A 16917-nucleotide genomic window follows, 5' to 3' on the forward strand; every position below is an offset into this window, starting at 1 on the left:
ATAATGGATGGAATGTACGAACAAAACCAAATGCCGCATAACAATGAGGCTGAGCAATCTGTCTTAGGTGCCATTATTATTGATCCGCAGCTCATCGGGGAAACTCAGGGAGTCTTACTTCCTGAGTCCTTTTATAGAGGCGCACACCAACACATTTTCCGTGCGATGATGCACCTCTCTGAGGAAAATAGTGATATTGATGTCGTTACCTTGATGGATCAGCTGACATCAGAAGGAACATTAAGTGAAGCGGGCGGACCGCAGTACTTGGCTGAATTAGCTAATAAAGTACCGACGACCCGCAATATTGAATATTATCGAGAAATCGTCTTTAAGCTTGCAGCGAAACGTAATTTGATTCGTGTTGCGGATCAAATTGCGAAAGACGGTTATGATACAGAACTCGATTTAGATGACGTTTTAAGTGATGCCGAACGAAAAATTTTAGAACTCTCTGCCACAAGAGAATCAGAAGGTTTTAAAGATATCAGGGATGTCTTAGGTCAGGTTTATGAGAATGCTGAAGAACTCGATCAAAATAGTGGCCAGACTCCTGGTATTCCAACAGGTTATCGTGATTTAGACCAAATGACAGCAGGGTTCAACCGCAATGATTTAATCATTTTAGCAGCCCGCCCATCAGTAGGTAAGACTGCCTTCGCTTTAAATATTGCGCAAAAGGTTGCGACTAATGAAGGCAACTACACTGTAGGTATCTTCTCGCTTGAGATGGGTGCTGATCAGTTGGCTACACGTATGATTTGTAGCTCAGGAAACGTAGACTCTAACCGTTTACGTACAGGTACAATGACTGAAGAAGACTGGAATCGATTTACAGTAGCTGTCGGTAAATTGTCTAGGACAAAAATCTTTATTGATGATACACCAGGTATCCGTATTACAGATTTGCGTTCGAAATGCCGCCGTTTAAAGCAAGAACATGGCTTAGATATGATAGTAATCGACTACTTGCAGTTGATTATGGGAAGCGGTTCTCGTATGTCAGACAACCGTCAACAAGAAGTATCTGAGATTTCCAGAACACTCAAAGCCATTGCACGTGAACTTGAATGCCCAGTCATTGCGTTAAGTCAGTTATCTCGTGGTGTAGAACAACGACAAGATAAACGTCCAATGATGAGTGATATTCGGGAATCTGGTTCCATCGAGCAAGATGCCGACATTGTAGCCTTTTTATATCGCGATGATTACTATAATCGTGAAGGTGACGAAGACGACGATGATGGCGGTATGGAACCTGTAGCGAATGATGATAACGGCGAGATTGAAGTCATTATTGCTAAACAACGTAACGGTCCAACTGGTACCGTTAAATTACACTTCATGAAACAATACAATAAATTTACAGATATTGATTATGCACATGCAGATATGATGTAAATTGCAGGAGGTTGAATTTAGATTTCAACCTCTTTTTTTATGGCTGAAAAGAAATTTTTGGATAGCGGAAAATAAATTTTTACGTACAATTAAAGTTTTTTACATATAAATGTACGGTTTTTAGTCGATTTAAAAGAAGGTAAATGTCAATAAGTATGTGTAATATTCTTAAAGAAATAATCCTTGAAATACTATCAATAAAGGCGTAAAGACATTTTGTAGCTGAAATCAAAGAATTGCTTTTTGTCTAAAAACTGTAAAAAATAATGTTCGTTTTCTATTTGCATTACGCGCTTACAATTGATAGAATACTTAATGGTTAATTGAGAATAACTTGGAGGTGCTCTTATGTCATCAATCGTAGTTGTTGGGACACAATGGGGAGACGAAGGTAAAGGTAAAATTACAGACTTTTTAGCAGAACAAGCAGACGTGATTACACGTTTTTCAGGCGGTAACAACGCTGGTCATACAATCAAATTTGGCGGCGAAACTTACAAATTGCACTTAGTACCATCAGGAATTTTTTATCAAGATAAACTTTCAGTGATTGGTAACGGTGTAGTTGTAGATCCTGTTGCTTTATTGAAAGAGTTGGATGCATTAAACGAACGCGGTATTCCAACAAATAATTTGCGCATTTCAAACCGTGCTCAAGTTATTTTGCCTTACCACTTATTGCAAGATGAGTATGAAGAACGTCTTCGCGGCGATAACAAAATCGGTACGACTAAGAAAGGTATCGGCCCAGCATACGTTGATAAAGCACAAAGAATCGGAATCCGTATGGCGGATTTATTAGACAAAGAAACTTTTGAAAGATTATTAAAATCAAACCTTGAATACAAATCAGCATACTTTAAAGGTATGTTTAACGAAGAAGCTCCTGCTTTCGAAGATATCTTTGAAGAATATTATGCAGCAGGTCAACGTTTGAAAGAATATGTAACAGACACACCTAAAATCTTAGATGACGCTTTAGCAGCAAATGAACGCGTATTATTCGAAGGTGCACAAGGTGTAATGCTTGATATCGACCATGGTACATATCCATTCGTTACATCAAGCAACCCAATTGCTGGTAACGTAACTGTTGGCGGTGGCGTAGGTCCGACTGCAGTATCTAAAGTTATCGGTGTATGTAAATCATATACTTCACGTGTCGGTGACGGCCCATTCCCTACTGAATTATTTGATGAAGACGGCCATCACATCCGTGAAGTCGGCCGTGAATACGGTACAACTACAGGCCGCCCTCGTCGTGTCGGCTGGTTCGACTCAGTAGTATTACGTCATTCACGCCGTGTGAGCGGTATTACTGATTTATCTATCAACTCAATCGACGTTTTAACTGGTTTAGACACTGTTAAAATTTGCGTAGCTTATGAGTTGGATGGAAAAGAAATCACTGAATACCCTGCAAACTTAAACGACTTGAAACGTTGCAAACCTATCTATGAAGAATTACCTGGATGGACAGAAGATATTACAGGCGTACAATCTTTAGAAGCACTTCCAGAAAATGCACGTCATTACTTAGAACGTATTTCTGAGCTTTCTGGCGTAGACATTTCAATCTTCTCAGTAGGTCCTGATCGTACACAAACAAACATGTTAAAACCTTTATGGTCATAATTGGATAAAAGAAGACGTGCATATCATGAAGATGTGCACGTCTTTTTATATATGAGTTGGTTGTTTTGTATGGCTCAGGGAACGACGGATTGATCTAGACACAAGTTTCAGAGAAGGGAGCGGAACAGAAATGATTTTGATTAAAAATTATTTCGTTTTTCCGCCCCGGCAAAGCTAACTAGAATAGAAAAAAGCTTGGAACAAGCGCATTTTCTGTTCAGATAGCTACTGCTAATCTAGAAAAGGGTGTTATTTAGACACAAGTTTCAGAGAAGTGTCTAGAAAAGGGCGTAATCTGGACACAAGTTTCAGAGAAGTGTCTAGAAAAGGGCGTAATCTGGACACAAGTTTCAGAGAAGTGTCTAGAAAAGAGTGTAATCTAGACACAAGATTCCGAGAAGTGTCTAGATTCCGCGCCGTACCGCATCACGCCCTGTCATGCTAGCCCGCCACTTTTGCAACACCCACATCACACCTGCTTACCACACTCCCACTACGCACTAATTTAGTGGATATCTTTCTTACGATGATGACCGCCACGTACTTCAGAAACATTACCGAAGGACAAGAAGGCGTTCGGATCGATTTGCATCACAAACTCTTTCAATTTGGCTTCTTCGACACGTGTGATGACGCAGAAAACGACTTTACGCGGTTCGCCAGTATAAGCGCCCTCCGCATTTAAGTAAGTCACACCACGTCCTAGACGGTCATTGATAGCTTCTCCAATTTCTTTATAATCATCGCTGATAATCCAAACAGCTTTTGACTCATCGAGACCGACAAGTATCAAATCAATCATCTTGAACGCGATAAAGTAGGCTACAAAGCTGTACATCGCACTTTCCCAAGTGAAAATAAAACCTGCAATCGCAAAGATGAAAAAGTTGAAAATCATGACGATTTCACCTACGGAAAAAGGAACTTTATTGTTCAAGAGGATAGACATGATTTCGGTACCATCCATCGTACCGCCTGCACGTATTACCAGTCCTACGCCGATTCCGACAATAGCGCCACCGAAAATAGTGATGAGAAGCGGTTCTTTCACCACGGCTTGTACGGGATGCAAGAGCGTTGTACCCACAGAAAGAATGGTAATTGCATATAAAGTAGAGATAGCAAACGTCTTACCTATTTGTTTATATCCTAAAAAGAAAAACGGTAAATTGAGTATGAAAATAAATAGGCCGAGCGACCATCCTGTTAAGTGAGATAAAATAATTGAGATACCGACAATGCCTCCATCAAGCAATTTGTTCGGTACTAAGAAAAGTTCCAGCCCTGCAGCTGTAAGTAATGCACCTATGGTTAAAAATAATATGCGGACAACAATTTGTGTGAGTGATAATTTTTTCTCTTTTTTGTTATGACCCCCAGAAATAGTAGTATGTTCCATAAATTTCCTCCTAAATTGGGTTATGTAAAAATTATACAAAAAAACTTTAAAAATAGCTTGTGTTTTTTAATACCGCTTGATATAATCAATCTTGTGCTTAAGAAATGGCTCCTTGGTCAAGCGGTTAAGACACCGCCCTTTCACGGCGGTAACACGGGTTCGAGTCCCGTAGGAGTCACCATTTCTGGTCTCGTAGTGTAGCGGTTAACACGCCTGCCTGTCACGCAGGAGATCGCGGGTTCGATTCCCGTCGAGACCGTATATTGCTCATCCAATAGGGTGGGCAATTTTTTTATGCTTTTTTATTAATATTATGTAAAAATTTTAAAAATCCATTCACTGACATAGGTTTCTAAAAAAGCTGCGATGATAATTAATGGTAACCCAATCAGTACAAAAGCTTTAATCAAATTGAGAAGCGCTTCTTTAAGAGAATAGTTCTCTTTTTTATTACTGCGAAATAGATTAGTAATTTTTCGAATAATAGCTTGATTAACCTTATATAATCCACTCGCCACAATACATAAACCAAAAACTTCAAATGTATAGTGAGGTATAGTTGCAATAACAGCTATAAAGCCACGGTAAGGCGTAAAGTTAAGTAAAAATCCCAATAATACTCCTGGAAGTACAGCGGTAAAAATGGTGTTTAATAAATAAAGGAAAGGGATAGGTATGAGCGCTAAGATAAACATTTGAGACGGTACTCTCAGTCCATTTTCATAAATAAATCCCCAAACTTTGTGCAAACCTGATTCATGGTTAAGATGCTCAGGTATTTTGTCTCCAATACTTTTAAGTGTATTGAATGAAGGATGAAATATGTAAGCTAAGATGATGCCGAGTATAAGAAAACAAGTCATCAGCAGAAATATTTTCAGTGCTCGTTTAAGATAAGTTGAATCAGATAGCATATATAAACTCCTCTGTATTTAATCTCTCCCCTCAGTATAACAAACTAACTACTTAATTCAGGGTTAATAGCATCGTCCTTCATTCCACTCCATCCCTCCACGCCTTCATAAACAATTTACAATGCGAATGAGCGATGAGATGCTATAATATATCCGTATGCATGACTCTTTCAGTAAATCACATTCACCATTTTTAAACAGTAACCACGTTTTACCTTCTGCGCTTTTATCACTTTCTATACAAGATTTTTGTTCAATTGTCGACAATCCTTTTAAATTTGTTTGGAAAATAGAATTGGTACGTCAAAAATGGTAAATTATATAGTAGATACTTATGTAAATTTATAATAGATTCATGTACGATTATTTAAGATTAGAAATGAGGTTTAGGATTATGGCGAGAAAAGTAGTTGTAGTAGACGATGAAAAACCTATTGCTGATATTCTAGAATTTAATTTGAAAAAAGAAGGTTATGAAGTCTTTTGTGCATATGATGGGAATGATGCAATCGACTTAATTTACGAAGAAGAACCAGATATCGTACTTTTAGATATTATGCTTCCTGGACGTGACGGCATGGAGGTTTGTCGTGAAGTCCGCAAGAAGTACGAAATGCCTATTATTATGTTGACTGCAAAAGACTCTGAAATTGATAAAGTCTTAGGACTTGAACTTGGTGCTGACGACTATGTAACGAAACCATTCAGTACACGTGAATTGATTGCACGTGTTAAAGCGAACTTACGTCGTCGCAACACACAACCAGCACAAGAAGCGGAGAATGCACCGAATGAAATTACGATTAAAGATATCGTGATTTATCCAGATGCTTACTCTATTAAGAAACGCGGTAAAGATATCGAATTGACACACCGTGAATTCGAATTGTTCCACTATTTAGCAAACCATATGGGACAAGTAATGACACGTGAACACTTATTACAAACAGTTTGGGGTTACGATTACTTCGGCGATGTTCGTACGGTCGATGTAACTATCAGACGTTTAAGAGAAAAAATTGAAGATGATCCGTCACATCCAGAATATATTGTGACACGCCGCGGCGTTGGATATTTCCTTCAACAACATGACTGAGGCCGTATTTTATGAAATGGCTTAAACAGTTTCAATCCTTACACACAAAGCTCGTTATTGTTTATGTGCTGTTGATTATTATCGGTATGCAGATTATTGGTTTATATTTTACTAATAACTTAGAACGAGAATTGACACAGACATTTAAGAACAATATTTCGCAATACGCGAAGCAGATCGAGATTAACGTGGAAAAGGTAAAAGAAGAAGATAATTCGGATAATGGGCAAAAAGAGATACAAAATCTATTAAACGAATATGCCAATCGCCAAGAGATAGAACAAATTAATTATATCGATCGGAATCAAATTATCATTGCAACATCTAAACAATCTAGACAGAGCATTGTAAACCAAAAAGCGAATGATACATCTGTACAAAAAGCTTTATCACTTGGTCAGCCTAACGATCATACAATGCTGAAAGACTACGGTAAAGGTAAACAACGTGTGTGGGTTTATAACTTGCCTGTTAAATCATCCAAAGGTGTTATCGGCGATATTTATATCGAATCAGATATTGATAGCGTTTATGACCAATTAAATAACTTTAACCAAATCTTTATTGTCGGTACAGCAATTTCTCTCTTTATCACAGGACTCTTAGGTTTCTTCATTGCCCGTACGATTACTAAACCGATTACGGATATGCGGAACCAAACCGTCGAAATGTCTAAAGGGAATTATACACAACGTGTGAAGATTTATGGTAACGATGAAATTGGTGAGCTTGCTTTAGCCTTCAACAACTTGTCTAAACGTGTGCAAGAAGCACAAGCGAATACAGAGAGTGAGAAGCGGCGTCTGGACTCCGTTATCACGCATATGAGCGACGGAGTTATTGCGACCGACCGTCGTGGCCGTATCCGTATCGTTAATGATATGGCGCTTAAAATGTTAGGTATGGCAAAAGAAGACGTTATGGGCTACAACATGCTTAGCGTCTTAGATCTTGAAGATGAGTTTGCTTTAGATGAAATGCAAGAAAATAATAACAGCTTCTTGTTAGATATTAACGAGGAAGAAGGCATTATTGCGCGTGTCAGCTTCAGTACGATTGTGCAAGACACTGGCTTTGTGACAGGTTACATCGCAGTATTGCATGACGTTACTGAACAACAACAAAATGAACGTGAACGCCGTGAGTTCGTAGCCAACGTTTCACACGAATTACGGACGCCGTTAACATCAATGAACAGTTATCTTGAAGCCTTGGAAGAAGGCGCTTGGAAAGATGAGGAAATCGCACCGCAATTCTTATCTGTGACAAGAGAAGAAACCGTGCGTATGATTCGTCTGGTCAATGACTTGCTGCAATTATCTAAAATGGATAATGCGAATGAAGAAAATGCTTCAAACCAAGTAACGAAAGAAATCGTCGACTTTAATATGTTCATCAACAAGATTATTAACCGTCATGAAATGGCAGCCAAAGATGTTACATTTGTACGCGATATTCCAGACGAAACTATTTTTACAGAAATTGATCCAGATAAGATGACGCAGGTGTTTGATAATGTCATTACTAACGCGACGAAATATTCACGTGGTGATAAACGCGTAGAGTTTCATGTGAAACCTAATCCGCTCTATAATCGCATGACGATACGTATCAAAGACAACGGAATCGGTATTCCGATTACTAAAGTAGATAAGATATTCGATCGTTTCTTCCGTGTCGATAAAGCACGTGCACGTAAAATGGGCGGTACAGGTCTAGGATTAGCGATTTCTAAAGAAATTGTCGAAGCACATAATGGCCGTATTTGGGCAAATAGTGTCGAAGGCCAAGGTACTTCAATCTTCATCACTTTACCGTGTGAAGTCATAGAAGATGGTGATTGGGATGAGGCATAAGGAAGCAGCGAAATCAGTTATTTTGACACTGCTTGTCTTGATGAGTATTGTGTTGACGTATTTAATGTGGAACTTTTCTCCGGATTTAGCGAATATAGAAAGCCAAGATAGTAAGAAAACTACAGAGAATACAATCGGCAAGCCGAATTCTGAAACCATGGACAGTGCCATCTCTCCTTACCAAGTCATCTATAATCACGGTGATAAGACGGATGGCGCCTTAGAAACACGTAAGTTGAATCGCGATGTCGCAAAAATACTGAAGAACCAGAAGATTACGGGTGCGTCTGAAATTTATCATGACCATAACTTGTTTATTCCGGAACTCAGTGACAATTTTGTAGCGTTGGATTTCACCTATGATATGCCTTTAACGACTTATCTAGGACAAGTATTAAATATGGATACTAAGATTCCAAGCAAATTTAAATTCAGTCGCTTGATTATTGATGCCGATCAAGAGAAAACGGCTGTGCTTTATGCTATTGGTAACGATCGTCATCATGTAATGCGCTTGAATACTTCCATTCCGAGCCGTACTGTGAAAAAGATGGTGAAAACCATCCAGCCTGAGCTTACACCGTTCTCTGAGATTATCACAGGTAAAGAAACCATTGATACAGCGTCACATATTTTCGCACCAGAGAAGCCTAAACATTTGAAAAGCTATCGCACGATTTTCAATCATATCAGTGTAGAAACGATGAACTCTATATTATTCAATGACTCGGTAGTAGTGCGCAGTTCTAAGAGCGGCAATACAACCTATAATAATAATACAGGTGTGGCCACTTATAATACGAAACGTGAATTCTATCGTTATACGAACTTATCAGAAGATGAATCGAAATCGAAAGATATGATTAAAACAATACCAAGTACGTTCGACTTTATTAATAGTCATGGTGGCTTTACAGATGATTATCGCTTATTTGAAGCTGATCCGAAATCTGGAGAACTGACTTATCAAATGTTCTTAAACGGTATTCCGGTCTTTAATAAAAATGATTTAAGTACGATTAAGACCTCTTGGGGAGAAAAAGGAATCTTTAGTTATGCGCGCTCATTATTGAAAACGAATATTACGATTGATAGTGGAGAAGATAAGAAAGATTTACCAGGTGCAGAAACTGTGCGTTCTAATTTAGCCAACAACCCTAATCTCGACTTTAAAAAGGTAACGAATATGACTGTTGGCTATAAAATGCAAGAAAAAGATGATAACGATATCGAAGTCCAACGTACAAGCGAATACGTACCAGAATGGTATATTCAATACAATGGTAAATGGTATGTTTACGAGAATGGAGGTCTGCAAGAATGAACTGGAAATATGCTAAGACACTCTTTATTTTCGTATTCCTGATTATTAATATCAGCTTAGCCATTATGTATGTGAATAAAATTAATAAATCTCACATCAATGATGTAGAAAGCACAAATGAAGTAGATTTCAAACAAGAAGAAATAAAAATTCCGAAAGAACTGCCGGATGCGCGTGGTATTAAAGCACAACTTATTACAGGTCGTTCTAAAGATTTCAAAGACTACGCGAAATCCAAGTCTGATGTGAAATCAGAGGATAGCGGTAAAGTAGCTTCCGGCACCATCAGTCCAGCAATTAGTGTTTCTGCAGATCAAGTAACTGCGCTTAAATCTTATATGAAGAATAATGTTTACAAAGGCGAGTATTATCAGCTTTATAATACAGATGATAATGAAGCGGTCTTCGAACAAACTTATCATGGACTGCCTATTATGAATAATGATAAAGCCATGTTGAAGTTCAAGATTAATGATAATGAAGAAGCCAGCAGTTATCATCAAAGGGCTATTGCTGAAATCGGGCCTTCAAAAGGTGAAAATAACCAAGAGAAGCAGGTTGTGAGCGCACGTAAAGCGATTGAAGCTTTATACTACAACCGTTACCTGAAACGCAATGACGCCGTTACAAGCGTACGCTTAGGTTATTATTCAGTGGTTCGAGAAACAAACGTACAAGTTTTCCAAGCTAACTGGGAAATTAAGGTCAACCATTCAGGTAAAAAAGATGATAAAACCTATTATGTAGAAGCGACCTCTAAGAATCCTAAAATTATTGTGCGTTAAAGCTAAATGCTTCATTAAGGGCACCCCTCTTTTATACGGGTGCTCTTTTCTTTTACCTGCAAGGTAGGAAGTGAGGACAAAAAGGTGTATAATTGTAGAGTGAAATTTCGTTTTTAAGTGGTACGGCAGAGTACGGCCACACAAACGGCAATATAACCATTGACATATCCTGTCATTATAAGCCGTATTTTTAACAAAGTGTTTTAAATTTGTGATAATAGTATTAATGAACATACGATAATATAAATTAAGATTTGGAAACTAGAAAGGGTGAATCGCTTGATACGTATGAGCGTACTTGCGAGTGGCAGTACAGGCAATGCCACTTATGTTGAAAGTGATAAAGGCAGCCTGCTTGTTGATGTCGGGTTAACCGGCAAGAAGATGGAAGAATTATTTGGTAAGATTGATAGAAATATTGCGGACTTGAACGGTATATTAGTAACCCATGAACATGTCGACCATATTAAAGGTCTCGGCGTACTTGCGCGTAAATACAAATTACCGATTTATGCGAACGAGAAGACATGGAAAGCCATTGAAAAGAAAGATAGCAAGATTCCAATGGATCAGAAATTTATCTTCAACCCTTATGAAACGCATGAATTAGGCGGCTTTGATATTGAATCATTCAACGTCTCTCATGATGCGATTGATCCGCAATTTTACATCTTCCATAATAACTATAAGAAATTTACGATGATTACAGATACAGGTTACGTTTCAGACCGCATGAAAGGCATGATTCGCGGTAGCGATGCCTTCATGTTCGAAAGCAACCATGACGTAGATATGTTACGCATGTGCCGTTACCCATGGAAGACGAAACAACGTATCTTGAGCGATATGGGCCATGTATCAAACGAAGATGCCGCAATGGCAATGTGTGACGTCATTACAGGTAATACTAAACGTATCTATCTGTCACACTTATCACGCGATAACAATATGAAAGACTTAGCGCGCATGAGCGTAGGACAAGTCTTGAACCAACACGATATCGATACCAATAAAGAAGTGCTGCTCTGCGATACAGATAAAGCAGAACCGACACCGATTTATACCATTTAAATCAAATAGACACATTAAGACGACTCTCGGACAAATTATGACATCCGGGAGTCTTTTTCTATGGAAAAGAACACTTGGAGAGTGCAAACTGTTTAAAATTGCATGGTATAATTTGGGTTGGAGAAACGATGATAATGAGTGACAGTTATATGTAAAGAAAGCATTAACTTGTGAATAACTATGTAAGACTCACCTCAAAGTTATGCACAAGAAGAGGACAAGTTACTCACAACTGTGCACAATCCACAAAGAAATACCCACATTATCAACAGAGTTATCCACATATTAACAAGTTAATCACAGAATTGAGGATAAATTGAGTAAAAAAACACTGAATTTATATACATAAGCAGATTATTAAGACAGAATCGTGTGTATAAGTGAATAACTTGTGGATAACTCGAATAACTTCTAAATATTTGGAGGATTCAAATGAAAATTACAGTATTAGCTGTTGGTAAGTTAAAAGAAAAGTATTGGAAACAAGCGATAGCAGAATACCAAAAGCGTCTAGGTGCTTATACTAAAATTGAAGTCATCGAAGTACCCGATGAAAAAGCACCCGAAAATATGAGCCATAAAGAAGTCGAACAAGTGAAACAAAAAGAAGGACAACGACTCTTAGCAAAAATCAAACCGCAATCCACAGTAATTACATTAGAGATTAAAGGCAACATGTTAACATCAGAAGGATTAGCAAAGAACTTGCAGCAACGTATGGTACAAGGACAAAGTGATTTTACTTTCGTGATCGGCGGCTCAAACGGCTTACACCAAGACGTTTTAGACAGAAGTAACTATGCCCTCTCATTTAGTAAAATGACCTTTCCACATCAAATGATGCGTGTGATATTACTAGAACAAGTATATAGAGCATTTAAGATAATGCGCGGAGAAGCGTATCACAAATGATATGTTTCCCCTCTATACATCTCCCAAAAGAGTAAGAATACAACTTTATTGTTTACCAATGCAAAAAATAGGAGTAGAATAATTAAGTTACACAATTTATTTGAGGATTTTAAATTAGTAGGGAGTAATTATTATGGAGTTTTGGTTAACAAGAAAGGGCCGTGTACTAGAAATCATGGTACTTGCCTTTATTACTGTGTTTGGCATTGGTTCTCAGTATTTTTCAAATTTAGCATATAGCCTCAATCAAGGTATACTTCAAACTTCATTTGGTATCGGCTCTCAACATCTTATTATTCCTTCAGTTATAGGCAATTTTGCATTTGCGCTGGGTGTTCCTCTCGGTCATACACTTACTCATAAATTTGGTTTTAAACGCAATTATTTATTCTTCGTTTTTTTATTTTTAATCGGTTCTATTATAGGTTTGTTTTCTTTCGATTTAGTTATTTTATCCATCGCTAAAGCGATACAAAGTTTTAGTACGGGTGTATTATTCTTTACTTTATTACCTAAACTCTTCGTCAATTTCCCTAGAAGATATCGTAATGTCTTCTTATTTATGGTCATTGTCGGCTTATTTGGTGCTAACGCTTTAGGTGGTTTATCTGGCAGCTTGTCACTCGAACTCGATAAATGGCAATGGGTGTTTATTGTTAATATTATTTCAGCAGTGTTATGTCTCATTATTGGTTATTTTTTATTAACAAAGGAAGAGCATCATGAAACTTCTGACATTCATATTAGTAAACCCCTGATAACGACACTCGTCTTAGGCACCTTAGCATTAGTATTTCCTATGTCGGTCTTAACGCAAAAAGGTTGGAGTTCATTATGGGTGTGGCCTTTATTGCTTTTAGCGTTACTCTTTATTGTCAACTTTGTTATTACTAATAAAGCAGCTGAACATCCCGTAGTGCACTTTAAATCATTATTAACTAAGAAACCTCTTGTCGGGGCAGTAATGGCGATTTCTTCGCATCTCACTTTATTATCTGGAATTGCGGGCATCAACGTTTATATTTTACGTATTTTGAAATTACCTTTTTCAATTTCTTTAAGATTTTATATTTACTTTTTCATTGGAGTACTTATTACAGGACTCTTGAAAATGTTCTTCTATAGCGCAGTGGGTGCTGGATTCTTAGGTGCTCTAGGCTCATCAGCACTGTTATATGTCAGCATTCATTGGATTATTTTAGAGAATACGGTCAATATTCCGCTTCTCTATTTCCAAGGTTTCTTATTAGGTTTCGGCGCAAGTATGACCCTAGTAAGTGGTGCTATGGCAACTTTATTAGATGGTGATTTACTAAAGGCCTCTCAACGCTCACAAACCATGCATACACTGCGTAATTACAGTGCGGCTATGTTAGTACCTATTATTGCTTACATGATGAAAAATAATATCCAGAAAGGAACGCAATCCTTATATGGTGAAAATATTACTAATCCTTTAATCTATATGAAGAAAATGCAAGATGTAGCCATCAACGCTGATCATAAAGTATTTTTCTTAATGATTATTTTTAATGTTATCATGCTCGTTTCTTCTATTATTCAAATGATTTTAGGAAAAGGTAGACGTATCACACCAGCAAAACCTGCTAAAGATGCTAAGTTACACTTAGAAAATCAATCTTCATAAAGAGAAAAAAGAACCCCTAAAAAGTTCAACTTTTTGGGGGTTACTTACTATCAGGAAGTATTTTTATTTAAGCATCTTTCATATCGTAATCACCAATATACTGATCAAGGCGATTTATTGTTTCTCTAATATCATCATGTGTCGTTAATGGGTTCGTTGTACATAAACGAATGACACGTTGGTTATTCAATACTGTGGTATAAGCAATGGCATAACCAGAATCTGCAATTTTTTGCGCAGCCATACTATTGAGTTGATTATTTTGTACTTCAGTTAAATCACTGTTTTCATATCTGAAGTTCACAATGGAAAGATTAGCGTGTGAGATAATACGCCAGTTATCGAGACCTGACACGTATTCTTCTGCGTATTCTGCTAAACCTTCGCCGTATTTAATGCGCTCGATAATTTCATCTTCACCAATGACTTGCAGAGTAATCCATAATTTTAAAGCACGTGCAGGACGTGTAAGTTCGATACCTAACATTTCTGGATCAATCACATCATCATCTGAAGCAATGTCATCCAAGTACTCAGCATCTTCGCCAAAGCTTTGCAGCAGATGATTCTTTTCTTTCACGATTACCATAGCGCAACTATATGTTTGGAACAGTAATTTGTGAGCATCCCAACTGGCACTATCTGAACGTTCAATGCCTTTAAATAAGTGTTGTGCTTTATCGGATAAGATATGTGATAGTCCATAAGCACCGTCTACATGCAGCCATAGATTGTAGTGATCGCAAATATCTCCAAGTGTGGTGAAATCATCGACAGAACCTGTATTAGTCGTGCCTGCAGTCGCAATCACCATAGCAGGCTTGTAACCTTCTTCAATATCTTTATCAATTGCGGCTTTTAAGCTATCTGTATTCATTGTAAAGTCATCGTTGTACTCAATTCTGCGGATATTATTTTTAAGGAAGCCTGCAACATGCAAGGCTTTGCCTACAGAATGGTGCGTTTGAGATGTGAGATAAACAGTGGCTTTTTTAATATCTTCCATTTCTACTTGGGCATCCCTAGCCGCAACGATAGCTGTTAAATTGGCCATTGAACCGCCAGATACAAAGACACCGCCGGCCGGTTTGATCTTATAGCCGATTTTTCCTGCTAAGTAGTTAATTAAATTACGCTCAATATTAATCGGCAGCGTCGCATTGGCAAAATTAGAGGCATGGATATTATTTGCTGTTGTTAAAATGTCTCCAAGCCATGATAGACGTGATGCTGGACCTGGTATAAATGAGAATGAACGCGGATGGTTCGGACGATATAAATAATTCAGCACTTCATTATTTAAATCTTTGAGTACTTCATAGATATCTCGCCCTTTATTCGGCACTTCCATCTTTTCATATTTCTCTCTCAATTCAAGCGGTGCCTGTTGTGTCGCAGGTAAGTCTCCAATATCTCTGGATAAATATTTATTAACTTCATCTCTGATAATCGTCTCTAAGTCGATATTGTTCTCATTGAATTCCATTTCCATACTCTCTCCTTCAATTATATTTTTAATAAAAGACAGACGTATTAATTACGACGTTTTACTACAATATAAATGATAGCAGATATTAATAAAACCACGCTAACCATAACGACGAAACCCAGAAGGTGCCGCCCCCAATGAATAACGTGCTGCGCTTTAACACTCGGTGCATGTGCGCCTTTCAGAAATTGACGAGGGTAATCGACTTGCAGCTTATCATCTGTGATTTTCAATTTGTATTGATGCTTGTCTTTTGGAACGACATCATATAAATCTTGTTTGACTTCATAAGTTTTGCCGTCAATTTCATGTTCACCTTTGCCAATAACTTTACGATATTCATAATGTTTGAAGGCATCTTCAGTTAAAGCATTCGCGATTTTTTGACGCGCATGTTTTGAAACTTCGCTCGGATAAGGTTGTACATTCATAACTGTCGTATCGATACACAAATGGTTGCGCTCGGCTGTAAGTGCTAAATTATAGCCGTTTTCACTTGTGCCAGTTTTCAAACCTTGAACTCCTTTACAAGCATCAACCGAATTTGGTAGTGAAAGATTGGTATTCGTTAAAGTCTTTCCATATTGCGAATTTGTGCGCAATGATGAGTACTGTAGTATTTTAGGATATTTCTTAATAATCGCTCTTGATAGTATCGCCATATCCTTGGCAGTACTTTTTGAAGCGGTTTCGCTTGCATAGCCTTTAGGCGCAAATTGTTGAATTAAACGATTGTTGGCGCCGCTAGGATTGGTGAAATGTGTATGTATCATTCCTAATTCTTTCGCTTTTGCATTCATCTTATCTGTGAAACGTGAAACATCGCCATCTACTTTCTCAGCTAGAACGATAGTTGCTGCGTTGCTTGATTCGAGCATCGCCTGTTTAAGGAGCTGATCTATTGTATAAGTTTGTTTATTTTTTAAAGGAAAAGTAGTGAGATTGGGTAATTGCGCCAGCTGTTCATATCTAGGAGTAATCTTTACGCTGTCCGAGTAATGAATCTTTCCTTGATTGGCAGCCTCTAGAACTAAATAAGCAGTCATGAGTTTAGTGGTAGAAGCGGGATCAATACTTTGGTCTCCTTGATAATTGTAGAGAATCTGACCTTGCTGCGTCACCACATAGGCACCTTTAGGATTATATTGCTTATCTAAAGTTTGGTGATAGTGTTTCGAAATTTCCACTGGCGTTTGTTGTGCGTGAACGTTGGGCGTTATAAGAACTGACCCTAAAAATAAAATCGAAATAATAATACTTAGAATCCTTTTCAAATTAAAAATTCCTTCCTTTATGCAATCATATAATTCAATTTTACGATAACAAAAAAATACATTCAACTTATATTAAAAGTTTTTCAAATCGTTTCTTATTTCGATTTAAAAAA

At 37.7% G+C, this 16917-nt stretch carries 13 protein-coding genes and 2 tRNA genes; 11 read left to right on the forward strand and 4 right to left on the reverse strand.

Annotation, left to right across the window (positions count from 1 at the left end; genetic code table 11):
- The first annotated feature begins 3 nt into the window (after positions 1-3).
- The gene (gene dnaB, locus CNQ82_RS01090) at positions 4-1401 is read left to right on the forward strand and encodes a replicative DNA helicase (protein WP_123143691.1); all 1398 of its coding nucleotides are present in this window, start codon (positions 4-6) and stop codon (positions 1399-1401) included.
- Positions 1402-1749: 348 nt separating this feature from the next.
- On the forward strand, positions 1750-3036 hold the full coding sequence (locus CNQ82_RS01095) for an adenylosuccinate synthase (RefSeq protein ID WP_123143692.1): 1287 nt from the start codon (positions 1750-1752) through the stop codon (positions 3034-3036).
- A 505-nt stretch (positions 3037-3541) separates the two neighbouring features.
- On the opposite strand, the gene CNQ82_RS01100 is transcribed toward CNQ82_RS01095, so the two are convergent.
- Complete coding sequence (locus CNQ82_RS01100) at positions 3542-4435, reverse strand: YitT family protein (protein ID WP_123143693.1); 894 nt, start codon at positions 4433-4435, stop codon at positions 3542-3544.
- Positions 4436-4541: 106 nt separating this feature from the next.
- On the opposite strand from CNQ82_RS01100, the gene CNQ82_RS01105 reads away from it, so the two are divergent.
- Both CNQ82_RS01105 and CNQ82_RS01110 read left to right on the forward strand, forming a co-directional pair.
- Positions 4542-4616: transfer RNA gene (locus tag CNQ82_RS01105), tRNA-Glu, on the forward strand.
- A gap of 5 nt (positions 4617-4621) precedes the next feature.
- A tRNA-Asp gene (locus tag CNQ82_RS01110) sits at positions 4622-4694 on the forward strand.
- A gap of 52 nt (positions 4695-4746) precedes the next feature.
- On the opposite strand, the gene CNQ82_RS01115 is transcribed toward CNQ82_RS01110, so the two are convergent.
- A complete protein-coding gene (locus CNQ82_RS01115) occupies positions 4747-5349 on the reverse strand; it encodes a stage II sporulation protein M (protein WP_123143694.1) in 603 nt (200 codons plus the stop codon).
- Positions 5350-5743: 394 nt separating this feature from the next.
- Between CNQ82_RS01115 and yycF the strand changes: the two genes are divergently transcribed.
- The 7 genes from yycF to CNQ82_RS01150 all read left to right on the forward strand — a co-directional run bounded on the left by yycF (position 5744) and on the right by CNQ82_RS01150 (position 14041).
- On the forward strand, positions 5744-6445 hold the full coding sequence (gene yycF, locus CNQ82_RS01120) for a response regulator YycF (RefSeq protein ID WP_095102401.1): 702 nt from the start codon (positions 5744-5746) through the stop codon (positions 6443-6445).
- An 11-nt stretch (positions 6446-6456) separates the two neighbouring features.
- Positions 6457-8301 carry a cell wall metabolism sensor histidine kinase WalK gene (walK, locus tag CNQ82_RS01125; RefSeq protein ID WP_123143695.1) on the forward strand — a complete coding sequence of 615 codons (1845 nt, stop codon included), beginning with the start codon at positions 6457-6459 and terminating at the stop codon, positions 8299-8301.
- Positions 8291-9625 (forward strand): YycH family regulatory protein, encoded by a 1335-nt coding sequence (locus tag CNQ82_RS01130; RefSeq protein ID WP_123143696.1) that lies wholly within the window; start codon positions 8291-8293, stop codon positions 9623-9625. Before walK ends, CNQ82_RS01130 begins: the two co-directional genes overlap by 11 nt.
- Positions 9622-10410, forward strand: coding sequence for a two-component system regulatory protein YycI (locus CNQ82_RS01135; protein ID WP_123143697.1), 789 nt, complete (start codon positions 9622-9624; stop codon positions 10408-10410). Before CNQ82_RS01130 ends, CNQ82_RS01135 begins: the two co-directional genes overlap by 4 nt.
- A 270-nt stretch (positions 10411-10680) precedes the next feature.
- On the forward strand, positions 10681-11481 hold the full coding sequence (locus CNQ82_RS01140) for an MBL fold metallo-hydrolase (protein WP_123143698.1): 801 nt from the start codon (positions 10681-10683) through the stop codon (positions 11479-11481).
- A 432-nt stretch (positions 11482-11913) separates the two neighbouring features.
- The gene (gene rlmH / locus CNQ82_RS01145; RefSeq protein WP_123143699.1) at positions 11914-12393 is read left to right on the forward strand and encodes a 23S rRNA (pseudouridine(1915)-N(3))-methyltransferase RlmH; all 480 of its coding nucleotides are present in this window, start codon (positions 11914-11916) and stop codon (positions 12391-12393) included.
- Positions 12394-12526: 133 nt separating this feature from the next.
- Positions 12527-14041, forward strand: coding sequence for an MFS transporter (locus CNQ82_RS01150; protein WP_164711918.1), 1515 nt, complete (start codon positions 12527-12529; stop codon positions 14039-14041).
- A gap of 67 nt (positions 14042-14108) precedes the next feature.
- Here CNQ82_RS01150 and CNQ82_RS01155 read toward each other — a convergent pair whose 3' ends face one another.
- Positions 14109-15527, reverse strand: coding sequence for a pyridoxal phosphate-dependent decarboxylase family protein (locus CNQ82_RS01155; RefSeq protein ID WP_164711919.1), 1419 nt, complete (start codon positions 15525-15527; stop codon positions 14109-14111).
- A 47-nt stretch (positions 15528-15574) separates the two neighbouring features.
- Positions 15575-16804 (reverse strand): penicillin-binding protein PBP4, encoded by a 1230-nt coding sequence (gene pbp4 / locus CNQ82_RS01160; protein ID WP_123143702.1) that lies wholly within the window; start codon positions 16802-16804, stop codon positions 15575-15577.
- Positions 16805-16917: the final 113 nt, after the last annotated feature.

This window comes from Staphylococcus debuckii (genome assembly GCF_003718735.1).
Taxonomy (GTDB): Bacteria; Bacillota; Bacilli; order Staphylococcales; family Staphylococcaceae; genus Staphylococcus; species Staphylococcus debuckii.

Bases quoted from the DNA above. Each gene is read 5' to 3' on its own strand.
- dnaB (WP_123143691.1), top strand. From the start codon at position 4: ATGGATGGAATGTACGAACAAAACCAAATGCCGCATAACAATGAGGCT.
- CNQ82_RS01095 (WP_123143692.1), top strand. From the start codon at position 1,750: ATGTCATCAATCGTAGTTGTTGGGACACAATGGGGAGACGAAGGTAAA.
- CNQ82_RS01100 (WP_123143693.1), bottom strand. From the start codon at position 4,435: ATGGAACATACTACTATTTCTGGGGGTCATAACAAAAAAGAGAAAAAA.
- CNQ82_RS01115 (WP_123143694.1), bottom strand. From the start codon at position 5,349: ATGCTATCTGATTCAACTTATCTTAAACGAGCACTGAAAATATTTCTG.
- yycF (WP_095102401.1), top strand. From the start codon at position 5,744: ATGGCGAGAAAAGTAGTTGTAGTAGACGATGAAAAACCTATTGCTGAT.
- walK (WP_123143695.1), top strand. From the start codon at position 6,457: ATGAAATGGCTTAAACAGTTTCAATCCTTACACACAAAGCTCGTTATT.
- CNQ82_RS01130 (WP_123143696.1), top strand. From the start codon at position 8,291: ATGAGGCATAAGGAAGCAGCGAAATCAGTTATTTTGACACTGCTTGTC.
- CNQ82_RS01135 (WP_123143697.1), top strand. From the start codon at position 9,622: ATGAACTGGAAATATGCTAAGACACTCTTTATTTTCGTATTCCTGATT.
- rlmH (WP_123143699.1), top strand. From the start codon at position 11,914: ATGAAAATTACAGTATTAGCTGTTGGTAAGTTAAAAGAAAAGTATTGG.
- CNQ82_RS01150 (WP_164711918.1), top strand. From the start codon at position 12,527: ATGGAGTTTTGGTTAACAAGAAAGGGCCGTGTACTAGAAATCATGGTA.
- CNQ82_RS01155 (WP_164711919.1), bottom strand. From the start codon at position 15,527: ATGGAATTCAATGAGAACAATATCGACTTAGAGACGATTATCAGAGAT.